Consider the following 23,664-nt stretch of genomic DNA (forward strand, 5'->3'; position numbering starts at 1 on the left):
GGGCGGCCTTCGGCTCTTGTCTCAGCGGGTGATCTTGAAGACGGCGTAGGGACGGTCCTGCGGGTTCAGCCACCAGTGCTGGACCTTGCCGGTCCAGGCGAACTCGTTGCCGGTGACCATGTCGCGCGCGTGCACCGAGCCGTCGTCCGGCAGGCCGAACTCCCACATCGGCACCTCGAAGTGCCCGCCCTGCGAGGCGTGCGGGTCGAGCGAGACGATGAACAGCAGGAAGGAGGAGAGGTCCTCGGTCCGCTTGCCGTAATAGAGGACGTGGTCGTTCCAGAAATTGTAGAACTGCAGGTTCCGGAACTGCCGCATCGCCGGCTCGTCCTGCCGCAGCCGGTTGAAGAAGGCGATGTCGTCGCGGATGTTGCCCTCGGCCTTCCAGTCGAAGGCGCGGATCTCGTACTTCTCGGAGTTGAGGTACTCCTCCTTGCCGGGCACGGGCAGGAACTCGCACAGCTCGAAGCCGGAATATACGCCGTAATTGCCGGCGAGCGTCGCCGCGAGCGCGAGGCGCGTCTTGAAGCCCGGCCGGCCGGAGGTCTGGAGGTAGACCGGGTTGATGTCCGGCGTGTTGACGAAGAAGTTCGGCCGCATGTAGTCGGCGCACTCCGTCTTCGTCAGCTCGGTCAGATATTCCGTCAGCTCCCACTTGGTATTGCGCCAGGTGAAATAGGAATAGGACTGGTTGTAGCCGACCTTGCCGAGGCGCTTCATCACCTTCGGCCGGGTGAAGGCTTCGGCGAGGAAGATCACGCCGGGATCGACCTTGTGCACCTCGGCGATCATCCACTCCCAGAAGGGGAACGGCTTGGTGTGCGGGTTGTCCACGCGGAAGATCCGGACGCCCTTGCCCAGCCAGAACAGGACGATGTCGCGCAGCGCATACCAGATCGAGGGCAGCGCGCCGCGATAGAAGTGGACGTTGACGATGTCCTCGTACTTCTTCGGCGGGTTCTCGGCGAACTTGATCGTGCCGTCCGGACGCCAGTCGAACCATTCGGGGTGCTGCTTGATCCAGGGATGGTCCGGCGAGCACTGGATGGCGAAGTCGATCGCCACCTCCAGCCCATGCTCGCGAGCCGCCTTCACCATGCGGGCGAAGTCCTCGAACGAGCCGAGTTCGGGATGCAGCGCATCGTGGCCGCCGTCCTTGGAGCCGATCGCGTAGGGGCTGCCGGGATCGTCCGGCGCGGGCGTCAGCGTGTTGTTCTTGCCCTTGCGGTTGGTCTTGCCGATCGGATGGATCGGCGGGAAGTAGAGGACGTCGAAACCCATCTCCCGGATGTCGGGCAGGCGCCTCACCACGTCGTCGAACGTGCCGTGGCGGTTGACGTCGCCGGACTGCGAGCGCGGGAAGATCTCGTACCAGGCCGAGAAGGCCGCCCGCTCTCGATCGACCCAGACGGGAACGTTGCCGGGATAGCGCGATAGGTTGGTGCGATGGCCAGCGGACTCGAGCAGCGCGATCGTCTCCGGCGCCTGCATCAGCTGATACTGGCCGCCGCGATCGCCTTTGGCCGCGAGCTTCTCGAGCTTTTCCTGGAGCTTGGCGAGGGCCTTCTGGTCGGCCTTCGAGCCGCGGCCGGAATCTTGCGCCTTCTCGACCAGCTCCCGCGCTTCGGTGAGCTCGAGGTCGGTCAGCTTGTCGGCGTCCAGCTTCTTCGTCGCCTCGTCCCGCCACGTCGCGTAGAGGTCGCGCCAGGCGATGATCGAGAAGCGGTAGGGACCCGGCGCGTCGAAGCTGATCGTCGCGGTCCAGCGGTCGTTCTCGACGAAGGTCAGCGGCGCCTCGTCCCACTTGTCCGAGCCTTCCGCGCCGTAGATCACCGCCGCGGCGATCTTGTCGTGGCCGTCGGAGAAGACGTCCGCCGAGACCGTCAGCGGCTCGCCTTCCACCCGCTTCACCGCGAACCGCCCGCCGTCGATCTCCGGGGAGACGCCCTCGATCGCGATCCGGTTCTCAGCCAGCGCCAGGAGTTTTGCCTCGCCCTCCGGATCCTTTCCGCGGCCGGCCTTCTTGCTCTTGCGCGGGGCTTCGACGGTGTCTGCCATGGACGAACCTTCTCCAGATGCCGGTCGGGACAGGGACAGGCGGCGGACGCCGCCGGTGCTGGCGAATTGACGTTAAGGGATAGGAAGCCGGACCCGCATGTCCAGTCGGAATGCGCGAAAGGCCCGGAAGGTTCGATCGGTCGTCGGCGAATTTGCGCGGGCGCAGGCGCATTCCCCCGCCCGACCGCCGGCCGGGCGAAGGCGGGGGCCGGGCCGCTATTCCGCCGCCTTGACCACCTGCCGCTGCTCGCCGAGATGGGTGCCGCCGAGGGTCACGATGTCGCCGGGCTTGAGATAGCGCTCCGGCTTCATGCCCATGCCGACGCCCGGCGGCGTGCCGGTGGTGATGACGTCGCCGGGCATCAGCTGCATGAACTGCGAGATGTACGAGACGAGCGTCTTCACCCCGAAGATCATCGTGGCGGTCGAGCCGGTCTGCATGCGCTCGCCGTTGACGTCGAGCCAGAGGTCGACGGCCTGCGGATCGCCGAGCGCGTCCGGCGTCACCAGCCAAGGGCCGAGCGGCCCGAAGGTCGGCGCGCTCTTGCCCTTCATCCACTGGCCGCCGCGATTGGCCTGGAAGGTTCGCTCGGAGACGTCGTTGCACAGGCAGAAGCCGGCAACATGGTCCATCGCCTCGTCCTCCGAGACGTAGAGCGCCGGCTCGCCGATGACGATGGCGATCTCCACCTCCCAGTCGAGCCGATCCGATCCCCGCGGCACGATGACGTCGTCGTGCGGCCCGACGATGCAGGACGGTGCCTTGTTGAAGAGGATCGGCTCCTTCGGGATGTCCATGCCGGATTCGCGCGCATGGTCCTCGTAGTTGAGGCCGACGGCGATGAAGTTGCCGACCTTGCCGACGCAGGGACCGATGCGGTGCGAGGGGTCGGCCTTGATCAGGCTCTTCGGGTCGATCTGCCGCAGATGCGCCAGCCCCGCCTTCGTCAGCACCTCGCCGCCGATGTCGTCCACCTCGCCGGAGAGGTCGCGCAGGACATAGTCGTCGTCGATCAGCCCCGGCTTCTCCCGCCCCGCATCACCGTATCGCACCAGCCGCATGGGTTCGACTCCTCCGTCCGTGGCCGAGCCCTGGCGCCCGACCTCCGACCGGAGAGATAGCCGCCGGCCACGCGAAGTCGCGGCGGGCAGAGGATTTTCTTGCCGGGGCCCCCGCTTCGAGGACAGGTGAGAGCGCGCCGCATGGCTGCGCCCGGCCCGCACTCGGCAGAGGCCGGATATCCATCACCGCTCCAGCGATCGCGGCGTCACCCTCCGAAGCTATGAGGAGAACATCGCGATCGCGCACCGGCACGCGCGGACGCAGTACGCCGTCGGCAGAGGCATGCCCCTGCCGCTGTCACGGAACCCCCAAATATCCGGCAACCGCCCCGTCCGGGATCTGCCTCGGCCGGAGCGGTGAGCCGTCGGGTCAGGCTGCCGCCGGACGCCGCCCGAAGATCATCCGCGCGATCCGCTGGAACAACGTTCCGCGCTCGCGCACGTCGGCGTGGTGGCGCAGCCGGGCCGCGAGGTTCCGGCCGGTCATCGAACCGTTGTAGTGGCAGTCGCAGAACATGCGATGCGCGTCGTGGTCGGTGAGATCGAAGAAGGACATCGTCTCGCCCAGCGTATCGCCGGTCAGCCCCTGTGCGCGGAACACCGGATCGGCGAAGGCGACGGACATCGGTGTGTTGAGCCCGCGCACCGCGCGCCGGTCGCGCGGCGACATGTATTCGATCCGGTCCAGCGCGTGGACCGGGCCTTCGTGGCTTTCGAGCAGAAGCGCCCAGCGCTGGAGCCGCTCGTTGACGGAGAGGTCATTCAGGGAGATCGCCTCGGCGGATCGTTCCATCGCGAGGGGGTCTTGGTGCTTCATCACAGCCTCCGTGACAGGGAAATCAAACACGGAACGCAACGCACGCTTACGACGGGGACGAGTATATCACCCTGAATTTCCGGAGGAAATCACGGGGATGCGAGGCGACGCAGGGGAATTGGCTGGCCGCCCAAGCGTCGGCGCACAGCGCGGCTCCGCCGCGGGGGCGATCAAGGTGCGGGCGCACAGCCAGCCGGCCGATCCGGCGGAATGCAGGCCGCAACGCGGCCGGGAGGTACAGCGCGGGCGCGGCGATGAGCAGGCGCCCGCCGCTCCGCCGGCTACTCCGCGGCGGCGCGCTTTCGCTTGAACGGCTCCATGCCGGCGCGGGCCAGTTCGTCGGCGCGCTCGTTCTCCGCGTGCCCGGCATGGCCGCGAACCCAGTGGAAGGTGATGTCGTGGCGCGCCTTCTCGACCTCGAGCCGCTGCCAGAGCTCGGCGTTCTTCACCGGCTTCCTGTCGGCCGTCTTCCAGCCGTTGCGCTTCCAGCCGTTGATCCACTTGGTGATGCCGTCGCGCATGTATTGCGAGTCGGAGTAGAGGTCGATCGCGCAGGGCCGGTTCAGCGCCGCGAGCGCCTCGATCACCGCCGTCAGCTCCATGCGGTTGTTGGTGGTGTTGGCCTCGCCGCCCTTCAGTTCCTTCTCGGCGCCGTTGAAGCGCAGGATCGCACCCCAGCCGCCGGGGCCGGGATTGCCGGAGCAGGCGCCGTCGGTGAAGATCTCTACCCGGCCGCTCATCGCGCATCCCCCGCCCCCGCGGCACCGACAGCTCCGCCGGTCGCGCGGGCGATGTCGAAGCCGTATTGGGCCGCCGCTGCGATGCCGCGGTGGAAGCGCAGCTTCTTCAGATATTCGCGCGGATCCTTCTTGGTGACGAAGGAATCGTCCGGCACGGTCAGCCAGTCGTAGAGGCGGGTGAGCAGGAAGCGGATGGAGGCGCCGCGGCAGAGCACCGGAAAGGCCTCGATCTCGGCCTCCGTCAGCGGCCGCACGCCGGCATAGCCCTCGACCAGCGCCCGTCCCTTGGTGACGTTGTAGCTGCCGTCCGGCTCGAAGCACCAGGCGCACAGCCCGATCGCGAGATCGTAGGCAAGAAGGTCGTTGCAGGCGAAATAGAAGTCGATCAGGCCGGAAAGCTCTCCGGCGAGGAAGAAGACGTTGTCGGGGAAGAGATCGGCATGGATGACGCCCGCCGGCAGGTCCGCCGGCCAGTTCGCTTCGAGAAAGTCGAGTTCCGCGGCGATCTCGGCGCCGAGGCCGGGCTCCACCGCGTCGGCGCGCCCGCCGCAGCTGTCGAACAAGGGCCGCCAGTCGGAGAGGGCCAGGCCGTTGCGGCGGGTCAGCGCGAAACTGCCGGCGATAGCGTGCATGCGCGCCATCTCGGCACCGACGGCGCGGCAATGCTCGGCGCCGGGCCGCCGCGTCCACATGCCCTCGAGAAAGGTGAAGATCGCGGCCGGCCGACCGGCGAGTTCGCCCAGCGTCTCGCCGGCGCGGTCCCGCACCGGCAGCGGGCAGGACAGCCCGCCCTCGGCCAGGTGCTCCATCAGCCCGACGAAGAACGGCAGGTCGCCCCGGTTCACCCGCTTCTCGTAGAGCGTCAGGATGTAGGTCGCCTCGCCCGTCTTCAGGACGAAGTTGGAGTTCTCCACACCCTCGGCGATGCCCTTGTAGCTCTTCAGGTCGCCGAGGTCGTAGCCGGCGAGGAAGGCGGAGAGCTGCGGTTCGGAAACGTCGGTATAGACGGCCAAGTCGGTCAGGCCCCGCCGTTGACGAAGGCCATGTCGGCGGGGGCGAGCGGGGTGTCGCGCAGCGAGCGCATGACCGGGAAGTATTCGGTCTCCTCGGCGGTCTGCACGAGGTCGATGGTGACGTCGTAGCGCGCGCGGAAGGCGTCGAGGACGGCGGAGGTCAGCACTTCCGGCGCCGAAGCGCCGGCCGAGACAGCCACCACCGAGCCGTCGCCGAGCATGTCCCACGGAATGTCGTCCACCCCCTGCACCAGAGCGCCGTGCAGCGCGCCGGCGCCGGTCGCGACCTCCACCAGCCGCTTGGAGTTGGACGAATTCGGCGCGCCGACGATCAGGAACAGGTCCGCCCCTTGCGCCGCCGCCTTCACCGCCTCCTGGCGGTTGGTCGTCGCGTAGCAGATCGAATCCGAAGAGGGCGCCTGCATCTCGGGGAACTTGTCCTGCAGGGCCGCCACGATGCCGCTGGTGTCGTCGACCGACAGCGTCGTCTGGGTGACGAAGCCGAGCGCCGCGGGATCGGCCGGCGCGAAGGCCTCGACGTCCGCCTCGCTCTCGATCAGGCTGACGGTGCCCTCCGGCAACTGACCCATCGTGCCGATCACCTCCGGGTGGCCCTTGTGGCCGACCAGGATGACGTGGCGGCCGCGCTTGACGTGCAGCATCGCCTGCTTGTGGACCTTGGAGACCAGCGGACAGGTGGCGTCGAGATAGAGCAGTTCGCGCGCCTGCGCCTCGGCGGGCACCGATTTCGGCACGCCGTGGGCGGAGAAGACCACCGGCTGGCCGTCGTCCGGCACGTCGGCGAGTTCCTCGACGAAGACCGCGCCCATCGCCTTCAGGCCCTCGACCACGAAGCGGTTGTGGACGATCTCGTGGCGCACATAGACCGGGGCGCCGTATTTCTTCAGGGCGAGGACGACGATCTGGATCGCCCGGTCTACGCCGGCGCAGAAGCCGCGCGGCTCGCACAGGCGGATCGTCAGCTTCGGCTTGGCGGGTACGGCTGACACGGGGGCAGGCTCCGGAATTGCGGCAGGTCGGGCGGCGCAGGCAGGGCGCCGGGCGCTTCTAGGCGGGAATGAAGGGATCGGCCCCACCTCTGTCAAGGCGCGGGCCGGCGCTAGCCTTCGCGCCGGCCACCGAAGCGGCGCCGCACGAGCATCGCCGTCATCACGATCAGCACTGCGGCGAGTCCATACCAGGTGAGGGCGTATTGCAGATGGTCGTTGGGAATGGCGATGACCGTCGTGCCGCCGACCGGCCAGCCGCCGGGCGCCCGGCCGGGGCCGGCGTCGATGAAGAACGGCAGGACGGCCATGCCCTCCGGCAGCTTGAGGCCCATCCGCATGGCGTCGAGATTGCGCCAGTAGAAGGTGTCCTTGGCCGGGTCGTTGTCGGGGACGAAATAGCCGGGCTTTTCCTGCGGCGGCCTGCGGGCGAGCCCCGTCACCGTGACCTCCCCCGCGACCTGGCCCGCCCATCGCTTGGCCGGATCGCGCAGGTCGTACGGGACGAAGCCGCGGTTGACGAACACCATGCGGTTGCCGGACAGGACGAGCGGCGTGAAGACGTTCCAGCCGGACTGGCCGTCGAACGTCGTGAAGACGTAGCGCTCGTCCTCGTTGAGGAAGTGGCCGCTCGCCGTCACCCGCCGATATTCGATGTCACGCCCCTTTGCGTCATCCGCCGCCAGCGCGTCGACCGGGACCGGCGCCGCATGGATCTGCGCGTCGATCCGCGCGAGCAGCGCCTGCTTCCACTGCAGCCGCTCGACCTGCCATGTGCCGAGACCGCACAGGATCGCGATCCCGAGGAGGCAGGCCGCGAGAGCGACCGCAAAGCCCGTGCGCGACATCGCCCTGCCGCGCAGGGCGAGAGGTCGCCGCTCGTCGGCCGCCGCCTCACTCCGCACGGTCGAGCCGCCCTTCCGCCGCCCGGTTCTTGTACTGAACGCCGATCATCAGCCCCTTGAGGATGCGCAGGAGCGGCAGCGCGAGAATCAGGGTCAGCGGGATCCACAGGATGAAGTGGACCCAGAGCGGCGGGTTCCAGCTGACCTCGACGAAGAGCGCCAGACCGCACACGATGATGCCGATGATCAGGATGACGAAGACCGCCGGGCCATCGCCGGAATCGATGAACTCATAGTCGAGGCCGCAGTGCGAGCAGCGCGGGGCGGTGGTGAGGTAGCCGGCGAAGAGCTTGCCTTCGCCGCAGCGCGGGCAGCGTCCGCGCAATCCCGCCTTGGCCGGATCGACCGGCGCGAACAGCGCCTTGTCCTCGCTCATCGCACTCTCTCCCGAAACCGAAGAAGGCGGCCGCGTGGCGCGCCGCCTCCTCCCTGCCTGCCTCTGATCGGGCGCCCCGCGCGCGGCGGAGGCGGCGATCGGTCAGCCTGCGGCGATGTGGCCGCCCCAGCCGCCCCAGACGTAGACGCAGAAGAACAGGAACAGCCAGACCACGTCGACGAAGTGCCAGTACCAGGCTGCCGCCTCGAAGCCGAAATGCTTCTGCGGCGTGAACTGCCCGGCCGAGGCCCGGATCAGGCAGACCGCCAGGAAGATCGTGCCGATGATGACGTGGAAGCCGTGGAAGCCGGTCGCCATGAAGAAGGTCGAGCCGTAGATCGAGCCGGCGAAGGCGAACGGCGCGTGGCTGTACTCGTAGAACTGCACGTAGGAGAAGATCAGCCCGAGCGCGACGGTCAGCGCCAGACCGATCTTCAGGCCGCTGCGGTCGTTGTGGAGCAGCGCATGGTGCGCCCAGGTGACGGTCGTGCCGGACAGGAGCAGCGTGATCGTGTTGAACAGCGGAAGGTGGAGCGGATCGAGCACCTCGATGCCGACCGGCGGCCACTGCCCGCCGAGAACCTGCGTGCGCGCCGTCTGGACCGCCTCGTTCGGGAACAGGCTGGCGTCGAAGAACGCCCAGAACCAGGCGACGAAGAACATCACCTCCGAGGCGATGAACATGATCATGCCGTAGCGCAGCGACAGCTGGACGACGCGGGTATGAGCGCCCTCCCGGCTCTCCTTCACCGTATCCGACCACCAGCCGAACATGGTGTAGAGCACGACGATGAGGCCGAGGACGAAGATCCAGGGCGTCGCGATGTCGGCGCCGAAGAGCAGGAACTGGCTGCCGGAATGCCAGCGCATCAGCGCGACCGCGCCGATGAACATGATGAACGCGCCGACCGAGCCGATGAACGGCCACGGGCTCGGATCAATGATGTGGTAATCGTGATGCTTGGCGTGCGTATTGGCCATCGATGCTCCCCCGACCTTCTCCTCACTCGGCCCGACGATCTGACTATACGAGATCACCGTCCGCTGCCACCACTTCCAAAGTTCCGGGGGCTCCCGCGGCTCTCACGCCGCCCCGCCGGACCTCAACTCTCCCTGCCCTTCCGGACATCCGTTCGTCCGGCCGGTGATCCGGCCACCGGCTCCAGCACGGGCTCCGGCAGCTTCTCCGCATCGTCGACCGGGAAGAAGGTGTAGGACAGCGTAATCGCCGGCGTGTCCTTCAGCTCCTCCGCCTTCACCATCTGCGGGTCGACGAAGAACAGCACCGGGACGTCCGCCGCCTCGCCGGGCTTCAGCGTCTGGCTGGTCGAGCAGAAGCAGACGACCTTGTTGAAATAGACGCCGGCGGCTTCCGGCGTCACATTGAACAAGGCCTGGCCGGTCAGCGCGCGGGCCGAATCGTTGCGGACGTGGAAGGTCGTCTGATGCGTCTCGCCGAGCTTCAGCCGGACCTCGCGCTCGTTCGGTCGAAAGCTCCAGGGCAGGCCCGGCGCGACATTGCTGTCGAAGCGCACGAGGACGGTGCGGTCGACGACGCGGCTGCTCCCGGTCGTCGCCCACTGCGTGGTGCCGCCATAGCCGGTGACCTGGCAGAACAGGCGGTAGAGCGGGACGGAGGCGTAGGCGGCGCCGACCATGCCGGCGGCGAAGGCCGCGCATGCAACGGCAATGAGGACGCCGCGGCGCGCGGCAGTCGTGCGGCCCGGCTCCCCCGGCCCGCCGCTCGTCATGACGCCATCTTCGCGATCGAGACGACGTAGAAGATCACCACCAGCGCCACGAGGACCACAGCGATGGCGACCGAGCGGTTGCGTCGCGCCTTCTCCTCGGCCTCGGTCAGCCTGACGCGATCGTTCTTCACCTCAGCCTCCGAACGCCGAGAGAAGATGGGTGACGAGGCCTTCGCCGAGCAGGATGGCGAACAGGCCGAAGAGGTAGAGGATCGAGAAGCCGAACAGCTTCTTCGCCGGGATCATCTTCGGATCGCCGTCCGGCATCTTGAGCGTCCGATAGGCGTGGCGCACGAAGTTGGCGCCGAGCAGCACGGAAGCGACACCGTAGACCGGGCCGGCAAAGCCGAGCAGGAAGGGCGCGACGCCGATCGGGGCGAGAATCAGCGAGTAGGCGAAGATCTGGATGCGCGTCGCGCGCTCGCCGGCGACGTTCGGCAGCATCGGCACGCCGGCATTGTCGTAGTCCCTCAGCTTGAACAGCGCCAGCGCCCAGAAATGCGGCGGCGTCCAGAGGAAGATGATCAAAAAGAGTGTGACGCTCTCGATCGAGATGCCGCCGGTCGCCGCCGCCCAGCCGATCATCGGCGGAAAGGCGCCCGCGGCGCCGCCGATGACGATGTTCTGCGGCGTCCAGCGCTTCAGCCCCATCGTGTAGACGACGGCATAGAAGAAGATGGTGAAGGCGAGCAGGCCGGCAGCCAGCCAGTTGGCGGCGAGACCGAGCAGCGAGACGCCGAGGATCGACAGGCCGATGCCGAAGGACAGCGCCGTCTCCGGATCGACCCGGCCGGACGGAACGGGGCGCTTGGCGGTCCGCGTCATAACGCCGTCGATGTCGGCGTCGTACCACATGTTGAGCGAGCCGGCGGCACCGGCCCCGATGGCGATCGCCAGGATCGAGAAGAAGGCGAGCGTCGGGCTCATGTGCCCCGGGCTGACCACGAGCCCGGCGATTGCCGTCAGCACCACGAGGGACATCACCCGCGGCTTCAGAAGCGCCAGGAAGTCGCGGGGCTGTGCCAGGCTAACGCCCTCGTTGGCAGGCGCCGCGGCCTCGGCATGGGTGGCATCGAGAAGCGTCAAGGATCGACCTCGTCATGTCGTCGGCCGGCGCGCGGCCGGCCCGGGCCGGCGGATGATCCGGCCCCGATTTCGGCGCACCCCGGCTGTCGCCGGGACCCGCCCGTTTCGTCTCGCAGACGCTTCTAGCGCATGTGCGGGGTTTTGTCGCCTTGGACGGGTTGCCCCAGGTCTCGTCGTCGATCCGGGGCCCCGTTCAAGATCAGAGCGTTAGCGAACGCGCGGCAGCTCTTCCCACTGGTGGTAGGGCGGCGGCGAGGACAGCTGCCATTCCAGCGTGGTCGCCCCCTCGCCCCACGGATTGTCGCCGGCGATCCGCTTCTTGGAGAAGGCTTCCCAGACCCCGTAGAGGAAGACGAGCAGCGCGACGCCGGAGATGTAGGAACCCATCGAGGAGACGAAGTTCCAGCCGGCGAAGGCGTCGGGATAGTCGGCATAGCGGCGCGGCATGCCGGCGGCACCGAGGAAGTGCTGCGGGAAGAAGATGATGTTCACGCCGACGAAGGTCAGCCAGAAATGGATCTGGCCGATCCGCTCGTTGTACATGTAGCCGGACATCTTCGGGAACCAGTAGTACCAGGCCGCGAAGATGGCGAAGACGGCGCCGAGCGACAGCACGTAGTGGAAGTGCGCGACGACGTAGTAGGTATCCTGCACCACGCGGTCGAAGCCGGCATTGGCGAGCTTGACGCCGGTGACGCCGCCGACGGTGAACAGGAAGATGAAGCCCACCGCCCACAGCATCGGCACGCGGAATGAGATCGACCCGCCCCACATGGTCGCGATCCAGGAGAAGATCTTGATGCCGGTGGGGATGGCGATGACCATCGTCGCGAACAGGAAGTAGCGCTGCGTGTTGAGCGAGATGCCGGTCGTGTACATGTGGTGCGCCCACACCACGAAGCCGACGACGCCGATCGCGACCATGGCGTAGGCCATGCCGAGATAGCCGAAGACCGGCTTCTTGGAGAAGGTCGAGATGACGTGGCTGATGATGCCGAAGCCCGGCAGGATCAGGATGTAGACCTCGGGGTGACCGAAGAACCAGAACAGGTGCTGGAACAGGATCGGGTCGCCGCCGCCGGCCGGCGAGAAGAAGGTCGTGCCGAAATTGCGGTCGGTGAGCAGCATGGTGATCGCGCCGGCGAGCACCGGCAGCGACAGGAGCAGCAGGAACGCCGTCACAAGCACGGACCAGGCGAACAGCGGCATCTTGTGCAGCGTCATTCCCGGGGCGCGCATGTTCAGGATCGTGGTGATGAAGTTGATCGCGCCGAGGATCGACGAAGCGCCGGCGATATGCAGCGAGAAGATCGCCAGATCCACCGCCGGGCCGGGATGGCCGGTGGTCGACAGCGGCGGATACATCGTCCAGCCGGTGCCGGCGCCGTTCGAGCCCGGCGCGCCCTCGACGAACATCGACAGGATGAGCAGCGGGAAAGCGGCAGCGAGCAGCCAGAAGGAGATGTTGTTGAGGCGCGGGAAGGCCATGTCCGGCGCGCCGATCATGATCGGCACCATCCAGTTGGCGAAGCCGCCGATCATCGCCGGCATGACCATGAAGAAGATCATGATCAGGCCGTGGCCGGTGGTGAAAACGTTGTACATCTGCGGATCGCCGAAGATCTGCAGGCCGGGCTCCTGGAGCTCGGCGCGCATGGCGATCGACAGGGCCGCGCCGACGAGGCCGGCGCAGATCGAGAAGATCAGGTAGAGCGTCCCGATGTCCTTGTGGTTGGTCGAATAGACCCAGCGCGTCCAGCCGTGCGGCTTGTGATCGTCATGGGCCTCGTGGGCGGCGGTGTAAGCCATGGTCTCTCCCCTCGTCCCTTGCCGTCAGCGACCGGCGACCGCGACGGTCTTCGCCCCGTCGACCTGCGCCATCAGCTGCTTGTTCGCCGCACCGACATCCTGCGAGGCGGCGGCGTACCATTTCTGGAACTGTTCCTTGGAGACCACGCGCAGGGCGATCGGCATGTTCGCGTGGTTCTGGCCGCAGAGCTCCGAGCACTGGCCGTAGAACAGGCCTTCCTTCAGCGGCTCGAACCAGTATTCGTTGAGACGGCCGGGAATGGCGTCGACCTTCACGCCCATCGACGGCATCGCCCAGGAATGGATGACGTCGCCCGAGGTGGTGGTCAGGCGGATCACCGTGTTCACCGGCACGACCATCTCGTTGTCCACCGCGAGCAGCCGCGGATATTCGGACAGGCTGCCCTTCGCCTTCGCCGCGGCGTCCTGGTCGGCGATCGAGTCGGTCAGCTGCGCGAGCGGATAGGAATCGAAGGACACCGGCTTCACCTTCGCTTCGGGCGAATTGCCGGGCGGCTGGTAGTCGTAGCTCCAGTACCACTGATGACCGGTCGCCTTGACCGTCAGCTGCGGCTCGCTCGGCGGGTTGTACTCCGCCGTCAGGAGCTGGAAGGAGGGCACCGCGATGAACAGAAGGACGATGACCGGCGCCAGCGTCCAGATGACCTCGATCAGCGTGTTGTGGCTGGTGCGCGAGGCGACCGGGTTCTTGCTGTCGCGGAAGCGATAGATGCAGTAGCCGAGCAGCGCCGCGACCAGGATCACGATCGGAACGATGAAGGCCAGCACGTAGTCGCTGAACCAGTGGATCTGCGCCTCGATCGGCGACAGCGCCTCCTGCAGGCCCATCTGCCAGGGATGCGGCTGACCGGCCGGCCGTGCGATCGCCAGCGCCGAACCTGAGCCCGCCCCCTCCTGGGCAGCTGCCGCGCCGGCGCTTCCAAGCAGCGCCGCGACGGCAAAGATCGATCGTCTCACTCGCTTGTTCTCCCCTGTCGCGCGGAGCTCACGCCCGCCTTCCACCGCATCGTTCGAGGCGCCGAACCTTCGACATCCTCTTCCCCCACGATCCGGCGACCTCCCGCAGACTCCCGTTTCAAACCACGAAAGTCGTCCGACCGCAACATCATAGATTGGACCGAACCTTGCGACATTTTCCCGAACCCGCGACTCTGTCGCGAGCAAAATCAGGGCGGTAGCGGAAGCTGCGGCCGACCGTCCGCCTTTAGGTCAAGGTGGGCGACCGCGGGGAGCGGCGGTGCGCGGTCGCGCTGCGGCGGGGAAGGCGGTAATCAATCCTTTGCCATGGTCGCGGGATAATGTGACCGGAATCTGATTCGGACGTCGACATGATCAAAGCCCTCACGCCGGCCGTCACGGCCCTCGCCCTGACCGCCTGCCTTTTCGCCGCGACGCCGTCCGCCATGGCGCAAGCCGGGGCGACCGGCACGGTCAAGAGCCGGCACGGCGCCTGGGCCGTCGTCTGCGACCAGCCGGCCGGCGCATCGGGCGAGCAGTGCGCCCTCCTGCAGAACGTCGTCGCCGAGGACCGGCCGGAGATCGGCCTCTCCGTCGTCGCGCTGAAGACCGCTGACAAGAAGGCCCGCATCCTGCGCGTCCTCGCCCCGCTCGGCATCCTCCTGCCGAACGGCCTCGGCCTCTATGTCGACGGCAAGGAGATCGGCCGGGCCCAGTTCGTGCGCTGCTTTTCCGACGGCTGCTATGCCGAGGTGGTTCTCGCCGACGAGCTTCTGAAGACCCTGTCCGAGGGCAAGACGGCGACCTTCATCGTTTTCCAGAGCCCGGAACAGGGGATCGGCATCCCGGTCGACCTCAAGGGCTTCCGCGAGGGCTTCGACGCGCTGCCCTGAGCCGCGCCGACGGACGGCCCGGACGCTCGCGCGCCGGGCCGCGGTTGTTGGCAACGGCGCCCGGTGCTCTTATCTCCAGCGGGACTTCTCGTTCCAAGGACGCCTTGCCATGACCCTTTCGCTCATCGAGCGTTTCGACATCTCCCGCGCCGAGATCGACGCAGTCCTCGGCGAAACGCTCGGCGGCGCCGACGACGGCGAACTGTTCCTGGAATACCGGGAATCGGAATCGCTGGTCTTCGACAATGGCCGGCTGAAATCCGGCAACTTCTCCACCGACCAGGGCTTCGGCCTGCGGGCCGTCGCCGGCGAGGCGGTCGGCTACGCCCACGCCGGCGATTTCTCGCAGGCCGCGCTGAAGCGGGCCGCGGACGCCGTCTCGGCGGTTAAGACCGGCCATGCCGGCCGCTATGCCGAGCCGCCCGCCGGCACCAACCGCAAGCTCTACGGCGACGAGAACCCGATCCCCGCGCCGGGCTTCGAGGAGAAGGTGAAGCTCCTCCAGGCGATCGACGCCTATCTCAGGGCCAAGGGCGACGACGTGCGCCAGGTCTCGGCGACCCTCGGCGCCACCTGGCAGACGGTCGAGATCCTTCGGGCCGACGGCCGGCTGGTGAAGGACGTGCGTCCGCTGGTGCGCATCAACGTCTCGGTCGTCTGCGGCAAGGGCGACCGCCAGGAGACCGGCTCCTTCGGCGCCGGCGGACGGCGCGGCCTCGGCGAGTTCATGGTGACCGAGAGCTGGCAGCACATCGCCGACGAGGCGCTGCGCCAGGCGCGGGTGAACCTCGAGGCTGTCCCCGCCCCCGCCGGCACCTTCGACATCGTGCTCGGCTCCGGCTGGCCCGGCGTCATGCTGCACGAGGCCGTCGGCCACGGGCTTGAGGGCGACTTCAACCGCAAGAAGACCTCGGCCTTCTCTGGCCTGATGGGGCAGCAGGTGGCGGCCAAGGGCGTGACGGTGGTCGACGACGGCACGCTCGCGGAGCGGCGCGGCTCGCTCACCATCGACGACGAGGGCACGCCGACCAACAAGACGGTGCTGATCGAGGACGGCAAGCTCGTCGGCTACATGCAGGACCGGCAGAACGCCCGGCTGATGGGCATGGCCGCGACCGGCAATGGCCGGCGCCAGTCCTACGCCCACGTGCCGATGCCGCGCATGACCAACACGATGATGCTGAACGGCCCGCACACGCCGGGCGAGATCATCGCGTCGGTGAAGGACGGCATCTACGCCGTCTCCTTCGGCGGCGGCCAGGTCGACATCACCTCGGGCAAGTTCGTCTTCGGCTGCACCGAGGCCTACCGCATCCGCGACGGCAAGGTCGCCGAGCCGGTGAAGGGCGCCATGCTGATCGGCAACGGCCCGGAGGCGATGCACCGCGTCTCGATGGTCGGCAACGACGTCGCGCTCGATACCGGCATCGGCATGTGCGGCAAGAACGGCCAGGGCGTGCCGGTCGGCGTCGGCCAGCCGCATCTGCGGATGGACCAGGTGACGGTGGGCGGCACGGAGGCCGCCTGACGAAACGGCCGCGACCATGCCGAAAGCACCCGCATCCATCGTCATCCTCACCGGCGCCGGCATTTCGGCGGAGTCCGGCGTCGAGACTTTCCGCGACAAGGGCGGGATCTGGTCGAAGGTCCGGCTGGAGGACGTCGCGACGCCGGAGGGCTTTGCCCGCGACCCAGCCGCCGTGCACGCCTTCTACAATGCGAGACGCGCGGCTCTCGGCGCCGTGGAGCCCAATCCGGCGCACCTCGCCCTCGCCCGGCTGCAGCACGAGCACGCCGGCGACGTGACGATCGTCACGCAGAACATCGACGACCTGCACGAGCGTGCCGGTTCGCAGAACGTCATCCACATGCATGGCGAGCTGACGCAGCAGCTGTGCGCGGCCTGCGGCACGCGCTCGCAGGCCGCGGGCGACCTTTCGACCGACCTCGCCTGCACCGCCTGCGGCGCGCACGGACGGATGCGGCCGGACGTCGTCTGGTTTGGCGAGATGCCCTACCGGATGGAGCTGATCATCGACCGGCTGCTCGCCGCGGACCTGTTCGTCTCGATCGGCACGTCCGGCGCCGTCTACCCCGCCGCGGGCTTCGTCGACGAAGCCCGCTCGGCCGGAACCCGCACGCTGGAGCTGAACCTCGAGCCGTCCGAGGGCACGTTCCTGTTCGACGAGGCGCGACAGGGGCCGGCGAGCGTGCTGGTGCCGGCCTTCGTCGCGGAGATCCTGCGGACCTAGCGGCAGACCCCATGCGGCCGAGGGGCCAGGAGCCGGAACGGCAGCTGCCGGAGAAGCCCCGTGGGTTCACACGCGCGACACCAGCAGGCCGCAAGCTTCGAGGTCTAGCATCTATCGATGGCGACCGAGCGGCCTGCCGCGGTCGCGGCATCGGCTGAAAGAACGTGTCGCACGCCACGGCCGGCGGCTCCAGCGACCGGAAACACCGCTTGATTTGCGTCCGGCTCTGATGAAACTGCTCAACTGCAGTGCAGCGAAAACCGCAGGCGAACCGCGAATCGCCGGGAGCGCATGTTCTACCGACATGCCTTCGAATGCAAGCGCCTTGTCTCGGTGCACGCGGAATTTAATATTGTTTTCAACGATTTGACTTGCGTCGCATCGCTGCATTGCCCACACTGTTGACTGGAGCGGCTGGGGCATAGGACCCACGTAGGGCCCACCCCGGCATGGCGAACGGAGGTGAGTGTTGAGCGCGTTATTCGACTACTATGCGAAGACGTACGAGGCGCGGCGCGAAACCGTGATGTCCGTCGCGGATTATCTCGACGCCTGCCGCACCGACCCGCTGATGTATGCCGGGCCGCACGAGCGGCTGCTCGCAGCGATCGGCGAGCCCGAAATGGTTGACACGTCGCAGGATCCCCGGCTCGGCCGCATCTTCCAGAACCGGACGATCCGCACCTATCCGGCCTTCGCCGAGTTCTACGGCATGGAGGAGACGATCGAGCGCATCGTCGCCTTCTTCCGTCAGGCCGCCCAGGGGCTGGAGGAGCGCAAGCAGATCCTCTACCTGCTCGGCCCCGTCGGCGGCGGCAAATCGTCGCTTGCCGAGCGGATCAAGGCGCTGATGGAGGAGCAGCCGATCTACGTCCTGAAGGCCGGCGACGAGATCAGCCCAGTCTTCGAGAGCCCGCTCGTCCTCTTCGATCCCGAGACGATGGGGGAGATGGTCTCGAAGGAATACGGCATTCCGCGCCGGCGCCTCACCGGGCTGATGAGCCCCTGGGCGGTGAAGCGGCTGGACGAGTTCGGCGGCGACATCACCAGGTTCAAGGTCGCCAAGATGATGCCGTCGCGCCTGCGGCAGGTCGCCATCGCCAAGACCGAGCCCGGCGACGAGAACAACCAGGACATCTCCTCGCTGGTCGGCAAGGTCGACATCCGGCGGCTCGAAACCTTCGAGCAGAACGATCCGGACGCCTATTCCTATTCCGGCGGCCTCAACCGGGCGAACCAGGGCGTGCTCGAATTCGTCGAGATGTTCAAGGCGCCGATCAAGATGCTGCATCCGCTGCTGACGGCGACGCAGGAAGGCTCCTATGTCGGCTCGGAGAACATCGGCGCGATTCCCTTCACCGGCATGATCATGGCCCATTCCAACGAGTCGGAATGGCGCTCCTTCAAGAACAACAAAAACAACGAGGCCTTCATCGACCGCATCTACGTGATCAAGGTTCCTTACTGCCTCAGGGTCGACGAGGAGACCAAGATCTACGAGAAGCTGGTGATGAACTCCGAACTGGCCGACGCGCCCCGCGCGCCGGACACGCTGGAGATGCTGGCCCGCTTCGCCGTCCTGTCGCGCCTCAAGCCGCACGAGAACTCGTCTCTGGCCGCGAAGATGCGGGTCTACAACGGCGAAAGCCTCAGGGAGATCGACCCCAAGGCCCGCACCATGCAGGAATACCGCGACGCCGCCGGCGTCGACGAGGGCATGAACGGCATTTCGACGCGCTTCGCCTTCAAGGCGCTCTCGGCCACCTACAACCACGACACCGAGGAGGTGGCGGCCGATCCGGTGCACCTGATGTACGTCCTCGAACAGGCGGTGCGCCGCGAACAGTTCCCCGAGGACGTCGAGAGCGACTATCTGGAATTCATCAAGGCGGAACTCGCACCCCGCTATGCCGAGTTTATCGGCAACGAGATCCAGAAGGCCTACCTCGAATCCTATCACGACTACGGCCAGAACCTGTTCGACCGCTACGTCGCTTATGCAGATGCGTGGATCGAGGATCAGGACTATAAAGATCCGGACACCGGGCAGCTCTTCGACCGCGACCTGTTGAACCAGGAACTGTCGAAGGTCGAGAAGCCGGCAGGCATCGCCAATCCGAAGGACTTCCGCAACGAGGTCGTGAAGTTCTCGTTGCGCTCGCGGGCAGCCAACCACGGACGGAACCCATCTTGGACGAGCTACGAGAAGATCCGGGACGTCGTCGAGAAGCGGATGTTCAGCCAGGTCGAGGACCTGCTGCCGGTGATCAGCTTCGGCTCCAAGAAGGACGGGGAGACCGAGAAGAAGCACAACGAGTTCGTCGACCGGATGGTCGAGCGCGGCTTTACGCCGCGCCAGGTCCGGCGGCTGGTCGAGTGGTACATGCGCGTGAGGCAGGCGAGCTGACGCGCCTGGCGATCCATCATGCACATCATTGATCGTCGTCTCGATCCCGGCGGCAAGAGCCTCGCCAACCGCCAGCGCTTCATCCGCCGGGCGCGCTCGCTCGTCCGGCAGGCGGTGCGCGAGGCGTCCGGCGCCCGCAAGATCCGCGAGGTGGACGAGGGCGGCGCGGTCTCGATCCCGGCCGACGGGGTCCACGAGCCGAGCTTCCGGCCCTCCCGCGAGGGCGGGATGCGCGAGCATGTCCTGCCGGGCAACAAGGAGTTCGTCGCCGGCGACCGCATCCCACGGCCGAAGCAGGGCGGCGGCGCCGGCTCGGAGGGCAGCCCCGACGGCGAGGGCGAGGACCAGTTCTCCTTCGTCCTGTCGCGCGACGAGTTCCTCGACCTGTTCCTCGAGGATCTGGAACTGCCGAACCTCGCCAAGCGGCAGATCATGGGCGATGCACAGGAGAAGCGGCATCCGGCGGGCTTTCGTACCTCCGGCCCGCCCGCCAGCCTCTCGGTGCCCCGCACGCTGCGCAAGAGCCTGTCGCGGCGCATCGCGCTGAGGCGCCCCTCGCCCGCCGAGCTGGCGGCGCTGCGCCAGGAGATCGAGGAGGCGGAGGCCGGTGGCGCCGATGCCGAGAAGCTGGCCGCGCTGAGGGCCCAGCTGGAGCGGCAGGAGCGGCGTTCGCGCAGCGTGCCCTTCATCGACCCGATCGACCTTCGCTTTCGCCGCATCGAGGTGACGCCGGAGCCGATCGCCCGGGCGGCGATGTTCTGCCTGATGGATGTGTCGAGCTCGATGGACGAGCACATGAAGGACCTCGCCAAGCGGTTCTTCTCGCTGCTCTATCTGTTCCTGACCCGGCGCTACCGGCGGGTGGAGATCGTCTTCATCCGCCACACGCACGAGGCCAAGGAGGTCGACGAGGAGACCTTCTTCCACTCGAGGGAGAGCGGCGGCACGGTGATCTCCTCGGCGCTGGAGGAGATGGCGAAGATCGCCGCAGCGCGTTTCCCCGCCGACCAGTGGAACATCTACGCGGCGCAGGCCTCGGACGGCGACAACCTCTCCTCCGACAATGCCCGCACCGTCGCGCTCCTGCGCAACACGATCCTGCCGGTCTCGCAGTATTACGCCTATCTGCAGGTCGGCCGCGGCGACCCGGACCACGAGGACGGCGTCTTCCCGCGCCAGGAGACGGCCCTGTGGCGGGCCTACAAGGAGATACTGCGGCCCGACCTGCCGATGGCCATGCGCAAGGTCAACAGCCGCCGCGACATCTATCCGGTCTTCCGCGAACTGTTCGAGAGGAAGGCCGAGAAGGAAAGGTCGGACTGATGTCGGTGGTTCGCAAGCCGAAGGCCGCCGGGCGGAAGGGGCTCCTGTTCGAGACCCGCGACTGGGACTTTTCCACCCTCTCGCGCATCTACGAAACGCTGGAGGAGATGGCGGAGACCGAACTCGGCCTCAGCACCTATCGCAACCAGATCGAGGTGATCACCTCCGAGCAGATGCTCGACGCCTATGCCTCGACCGGCATGCCGATGTTCTACAAGCACTGGTCGTTCGGCAAGCACTTCGTGCGCAACGAGACGCTCTACCGCAAGGGCTGGCAGGGCCTCGCCTACGAGATCGTCATCAACTCCGATCCCTGCATCGTCTACATCATGGAGGAGAACTCGGCGACGATGCAGACGCTGGTCCTCGCCCATGCGGCGTTCGGCCACAACCACTTCTTCAAGAACAACTATGCCTTCCGGCAGTGGACGGACGCCTCGAGCATCCTCGACTACCTCGCCTTCGCCAAGTCCTACATCGCCGCCTGCGAGGACCGGTACGGCCACGAGGCGGTCGAGCGGGTCCTCGACGCGGCGCATGCGCTGATGAGCCACGGCATCCACCGCTATCCCGGCAAGCACGCGCCGGACCTCAATTCGGAGCAGCGTCGCCAGCAGGAGCGCGCCGACTACGCCGAGAAGAACTTCAACGTGCTCTGGCGCACCCTGCCGAAGACCGCCGGCCGCAAGCAGCGCAAGCCGGACGAGGAGCGCCGGCGCGCCCTGCTCGGCCTGCCCGAGGAGAACATCCTCTATTTCCTCGAAAAGTCCGCGCCGCGTCTCGCCCCCTGGCAGCGCGAGATCCTGAGGATCGTGCGGCAGATCGCCCAGTACTTCTATCCGCAGCGCCAGACCAAGGTGATGAACGAGGGCTGCGCCACCTTCGTCCACTACACCATGATGACGCGGCTCCACCAACAGGGCCGGATCTCCGACGGCGCCTTCATGGAGTTCCTGCACTCGCATTCCAGCGTGATCATGCAGCCGGACTTCGACGACCGGCGCTATGGCGGCATCAATCCCTATTCGCTGGGCTTTGCGATGATGCAGGACATCGAGCGGATCGCGACGGAGCCGACGCCCGAGGACCGTCAGGTCTTCCCGGATTTCGCCGGCTGCGGCGATCCCTTCGGCGTCCTCAAGGACGCCTGGGCGAACTATCGCGACGAGAGCTTCGTCCTGCAGTTCCTCTCGCCCGCCCTGATCCGCAAGCATCGCCTCTTCCACCTGGTCGACGAGGAGGAAGAGGACGAGCTGGTGGTCGGCTCGATCCATGACGAGCGCGGCTACAAGGCGGTGCGGCAGGCGCTGTCGCGCCAGTTCGACGTCTCGCGGCAGGACCCGGACATCCAGGTCGTCGACGTGAACCTCGCCGGCGACCGAAGGCTCCTGTTGCGGCATCACGTCGTCGACGGCGTCACGCTCGACAAGGCCGACGCGACGAAGGTGCTGCAGCATCTCGCCAATCTCTGGGGCTATGACGTCCGGCTGGTGGAGGCTGACGACGGCGCCACCTACGCCACCCACGACGCCTCGCCGAGCAACCTGTTCCAGTAGCGCGACACGGCACGCGCCGCGCAGAGGCCGGGACGTCTTCTCCGCGCTCGCTTGCCGGGTGCGACAGGGCGACGCTCCGCAAGTTCGGTAGGTGGGAACGAACCGCCGCCGATCTCTAACTCGGGTTTAATCTCTGCGCCTTAGTAGTCTTCGCCATGCAACGGAGCATAGCGCAGGCGCAACCCATGGATGATGTTTCAGCGGAACGCAGTCGCAAGCCGGGACGCATGGTCGCGAAGACTGCGCTCGCCGCCGTTCTGCTGTTGTCCTGCGTAAACTTTTCTGGATCGGCGAAAGCCGCGGATGCGAGCCCCGTCCGAACCGCCGGGGCGATCGTGAAGGCCTTCGATCACCTCTTCGGCGGCCCGCATGAGGGCTACCGCGCGGTCCATGCCAAGGGCGTCCTGCTCGACGGCAGCTTCCAGCCCGGTCCCGACGCCGCCTCGCTGACCACCGCCGTCCATCTGCAGAGGGCGCCGTCTCCCGTTCTGGTGCGGTTCTCCGACTTCGCCGGCATTCCCGACATTCCGGATACCGATGGAGCGGCCAATCCGAAGGGCATGGCGATCAAGTTCCTTCTGGGGGACGGCGCCTCGACGGACATCGTCGCCCACTCCTTCAACGGCTTTCCCGCCGCGACGCCCGAGGGCTTCCTCGCCTTCCTGACGGCGCTGGGCGATCCGGACAAGACTGCGCTGCCCGCCTACGCCGCGGCGCATCCGGCGGCGAAGCGGTTTCTCGACGCGCCGAAGCCGGCTCCGGCGAGCTTCGCCACCGAGCACTTCTTCGGCGTCAACGCCTTCGCCTTCACCAATGCCCGGAACGTCACCCGCTACGGGCGCTATTTCATCGTGCCCGCCGCCGGCCTTCGCCACCTTTCGGACGAGGAGGCGGCGAAGAAGGGGCCGAACTTCCTCTTCGACGAGATCAGGGCGCGCCTCGCGCGCGGGCCGGTGCGATTCGTGCTGAAGGTCCAGATCGCCGGACCGGGCGACAGCCTGACCGACGGCGCGTTCCCCTGGCCGGACGACCGGCCGATGGTCGATCTCGGCACGATCACCCTCACCGGCGTCGCGGCGGACAATGCCGGGCGGCAGCGCGACATCCTCTTCACGCCGCTCAGCCTGGTCGGCGGCATCGCGCCGTCGAAGGACCCGATGCTCGCCTCGCGCACCCGCGCCTACCGGATTTCGCACGATCGCCGGACGGAGCGGACCGAGGCGTCGGTGACGCCGCGATGACAGCGCCAAGGCCTCTCCTCCCGATCCTCGCGGTCACCCTGCCCTCGGCCGTTTTCGGCTTCTGCCTGACGGCGGTGCTGGCATGGGGGAAGGCGGAGCCCGTCGCCGTCGTCAACCAGAGCGGCCGGGAATTCGACAGGAAGGCGATCACGGTGACGTCGGGCGAAGCCGTCCGCTTCACGAACGAGGACCCGTTCCTGCATCAGATCTACGTCGACTCGCCGGCATTCAGCTTCGACTCCACGGAACAGATGCCCGGCAACTCGGTCGACGTGACGTTCACCACGCCCGGCGTTTTCCAGGTGCGCTGCGGCATTCATCCGCGCATGCGGCTGGACGTCACCGTGGTGAAACCCTCCGTGCAACATTGAGCCGGATCGCCAGCCGCCT

22 protein-coding genes are annotated in these 23,664 nt (G+C 67.2%); 8 read left to right on the forward strand and 14 right to left on the reverse strand.

Features of this window, described 5'->3' with window-relative positions:
* Positions 1-21: 21 nt before the first annotated feature.
* The 14 genes from AB5S17_RS17200 to coxB all read right to left on the reverse strand — a co-directional run bounded on the left by AB5S17_RS17200 (position 22) and on the right by coxB (position 13,602).
* Complete coding sequence (locus AB5S17_RS17200; RefSeq protein ID WP_369241592.1) at positions 22-2,058, reverse strand: alpha-1,4-glucan--maltose-1-phosphate maltosyltransferase; 2,037 nt, start codon at positions 2,056-2,058, stop codon at positions 22-24.
* Positions 2,059-2,274: 216 nt separating this feature from the next.
* Positions 2,275-3,120 (reverse strand): fumarylacetoacetate hydrolase family protein, encoded by an 846-nt coding sequence (locus tag AB5S17_RS17205; RefSeq protein ID WP_369241594.1) that lies wholly within the window; start codon positions 3,118-3,120, stop codon positions 2,275-2,277.
* Positions 3,121-3,490: 370 nt separating this feature from the next.
* Complete coding sequence (locus AB5S17_RS17210; protein ID WP_369241596.1) at positions 3,491-3,937, reverse strand: hypothetical protein; 447 nt, start codon at positions 3,935-3,937, stop codon at positions 3,491-3,493.
* Between the two features lie 281 nt (positions 3,938-4,218).
* Complete coding sequence (rnhA, locus tag AB5S17_RS17215) at positions 4,219-4,677, reverse strand: ribonuclease HI (protein WP_369241598.1); 459 nt, start codon at positions 4,675-4,677, stop codon at positions 4,219-4,221.
* Positions 4,674-5,690, reverse strand: coding sequence for a homoserine kinase (locus AB5S17_RS17220; RefSeq protein ID WP_369241600.1), 1,017 nt, complete (start codon positions 5,688-5,690; stop codon positions 4,674-4,676). The genes rnhA and AB5S17_RS17220 overlap by 4 nt, the downstream gene beginning before the upstream one ends.
* A gap of 5 nt (positions 5,691-5,695) precedes the next feature.
* Positions 5,696-6,700, reverse strand: a complete 1,005-nt coding sequence (gene ispH, locus AB5S17_RS17225) for a 4-hydroxy-3-methylbut-2-enyl diphosphate reductase (RefSeq protein ID WP_369241602.1) — start codon at positions 6,698-6,700, stop codon at positions 5,696-5,698.
* Between the two features lie 110 nt (positions 6,701-6,810).
* Positions 6,811-7,602 (reverse strand): SURF1 family protein, encoded by a 792-nt coding sequence (locus AB5S17_RS17230; RefSeq protein ID WP_369241604.1) that lies wholly within the window; start codon positions 7,600-7,602, stop codon positions 6,811-6,813.
* Positions 7,592-7,978, reverse strand: a complete 387-nt coding sequence (locus AB5S17_RS17235; protein ID WP_369241606.1) for a DUF983 domain-containing protein — start codon at positions 7,976-7,978, stop codon at positions 7,592-7,594. The genes AB5S17_RS17230 and AB5S17_RS17235 overlap by 11 nt, the downstream gene beginning before the upstream one ends.
* Positions 7,979-8,080: 102 nt before the next feature.
* Positions 8,081-8,959 carry a cytochrome c oxidase subunit 3 gene (locus tag AB5S17_RS17240; RefSeq protein ID WP_369241608.1) on the reverse strand — a complete coding sequence of 293 codons (879 nt, stop codon included), beginning with the start codon at positions 8,957-8,959 and terminating at the stop codon, positions 8,081-8,083.
* A gap of 122 nt (positions 8,960-9,081) precedes the next feature.
* Complete coding sequence (locus AB5S17_RS17245) at positions 9,082-9,729, reverse strand: cytochrome c oxidase assembly protein (protein ID WP_369241610.1); 648 nt, start codon at positions 9,727-9,729, stop codon at positions 9,082-9,084.
* On the reverse strand, positions 9,726-9,860 hold the full coding sequence (locus AB5S17_RS17250; protein ID WP_369241612.1) for a protoheme IX farnesyltransferase: 135 nt from the start codon (positions 9,858-9,860) through the stop codon (positions 9,726-9,728). The genes AB5S17_RS17245 and AB5S17_RS17250 overlap by 4 nt, the downstream gene beginning before the upstream one ends.
* A 1-nt stretch (position 9,861) precedes the next feature.
* A complete protein-coding gene (gene cyoE / locus AB5S17_RS17255) occupies positions 9,862-10,755 on the reverse strand; it encodes a heme o synthase (protein ID WP_369241676.1) in 894 nt (297 codons plus the stop codon).
* A gap of 267 nt (positions 10,756-11,022) precedes the next feature.
* Complete coding sequence (gene ctaD / locus AB5S17_RS17260) at positions 11,023-12,624, reverse strand: cytochrome c oxidase subunit I (RefSeq protein ID WP_369241614.1); 1,602 nt, start codon at positions 12,622-12,624, stop codon at positions 11,023-11,025.
* Between the two features lie 24 nt (positions 12,625-12,648).
* On the reverse strand, positions 12,649-13,602 hold the full coding sequence (gene coxB / locus AB5S17_RS17265; protein WP_369241616.1) for a cytochrome c oxidase subunit II: 954 nt from the start codon (positions 13,600-13,602) through the stop codon (positions 12,649-12,651).
* Positions 13,603-14,048: 446 nt separating this feature from the next.
* Here coxB and AB5S17_RS17270 point away from each other — a divergent pair, with 446 nt between their 5' ends.
* The 8 genes from AB5S17_RS17270 to AB5S17_RS17305 all read left to right on the forward strand — a co-directional run bounded on the left by AB5S17_RS17270 (position 14,049) and on the right by AB5S17_RS17305 (position 23,645).
* Positions 14,049-14,495 carry an invasion associated locus B family protein gene (locus tag AB5S17_RS17270; protein ID WP_369241678.1) on the forward strand — a complete coding sequence of 149 codons (447 nt, stop codon included), beginning with the start codon at positions 14,049-14,051 and terminating at the stop codon, positions 14,493-14,495.
* A 109-nt stretch (positions 14,496-14,604) separates the two neighbouring features.
* The gene (gene tldD / locus AB5S17_RS17275; RefSeq protein WP_369241618.1) at positions 14,605-16,023 is read left to right on the forward strand and encodes a metalloprotease TldD; all 1,419 of its coding nucleotides are present in this window, start codon (positions 14,605-14,607) and stop codon (positions 16,021-16,023) included.
* A 16-nt stretch (positions 16,024-16,039) separates the two neighbouring features.
* Complete coding sequence (locus AB5S17_RS17280) at positions 16,040-16,747, forward strand: NAD-dependent deacylase (RefSeq protein ID WP_369241620.1); 708 nt, start codon at positions 16,040-16,042, stop codon at positions 16,745-16,747.
* A 466-nt stretch (positions 16,748-17,213) separates the two neighbouring features.
* Complete coding sequence (locus AB5S17_RS17285) at positions 17,214-19,154, forward strand: PrkA family serine protein kinase (RefSeq protein WP_369241622.1); 1,941 nt, start codon at positions 17,214-17,216, stop codon at positions 19,152-19,154.
* A gap of 18 nt (positions 19,155-19,172) precedes the next feature.
* Positions 19,173-20,477, forward strand: coding sequence for a YeaH/YhbH family protein (locus AB5S17_RS17290; RefSeq protein WP_369241624.1), 1,305 nt, complete (start codon positions 19,173-19,175; stop codon positions 20,475-20,477).
* Entirely contained in the window at positions 20,477-22,033 is a 1,557-nt protein-coding gene (locus AB5S17_RS17295; protein ID WP_369241626.1) for a SpoVR family protein, read from the forward strand. The genes AB5S17_RS17290 and AB5S17_RS17295 overlap by 1 nt, the downstream gene beginning before the upstream one ends.
* A gap of 227 nt (positions 22,034-22,260) precedes the next feature.
* Positions 22,261-23,274, forward strand: a complete 1,014-nt coding sequence (locus AB5S17_RS17300) for a catalase family peroxidase (RefSeq protein WP_369241628.1) — start codon at positions 22,261-22,263, stop codon at positions 23,272-23,274.
* Positions 23,271-23,645, forward strand: a complete 375-nt coding sequence (locus AB5S17_RS17305; RefSeq protein ID WP_369241630.1) for a plastocyanin/azurin family copper-binding protein — start codon at positions 23,271-23,273, stop codon at positions 23,643-23,645. The genes AB5S17_RS17300 and AB5S17_RS17305 overlap by 4 nt, the downstream gene beginning before the upstream one ends.
* Positions 23,646-23,664 lie beyond the last annotated feature (19 nt).

Source organism: Jiella sp. M17.18, assembly GCF_041027365.1.
Taxonomy (GTDB): Bacteria; Pseudomonadota; Alphaproteobacteria; order Rhizobiales; family Rhizobiaceae; genus VKMB-3413.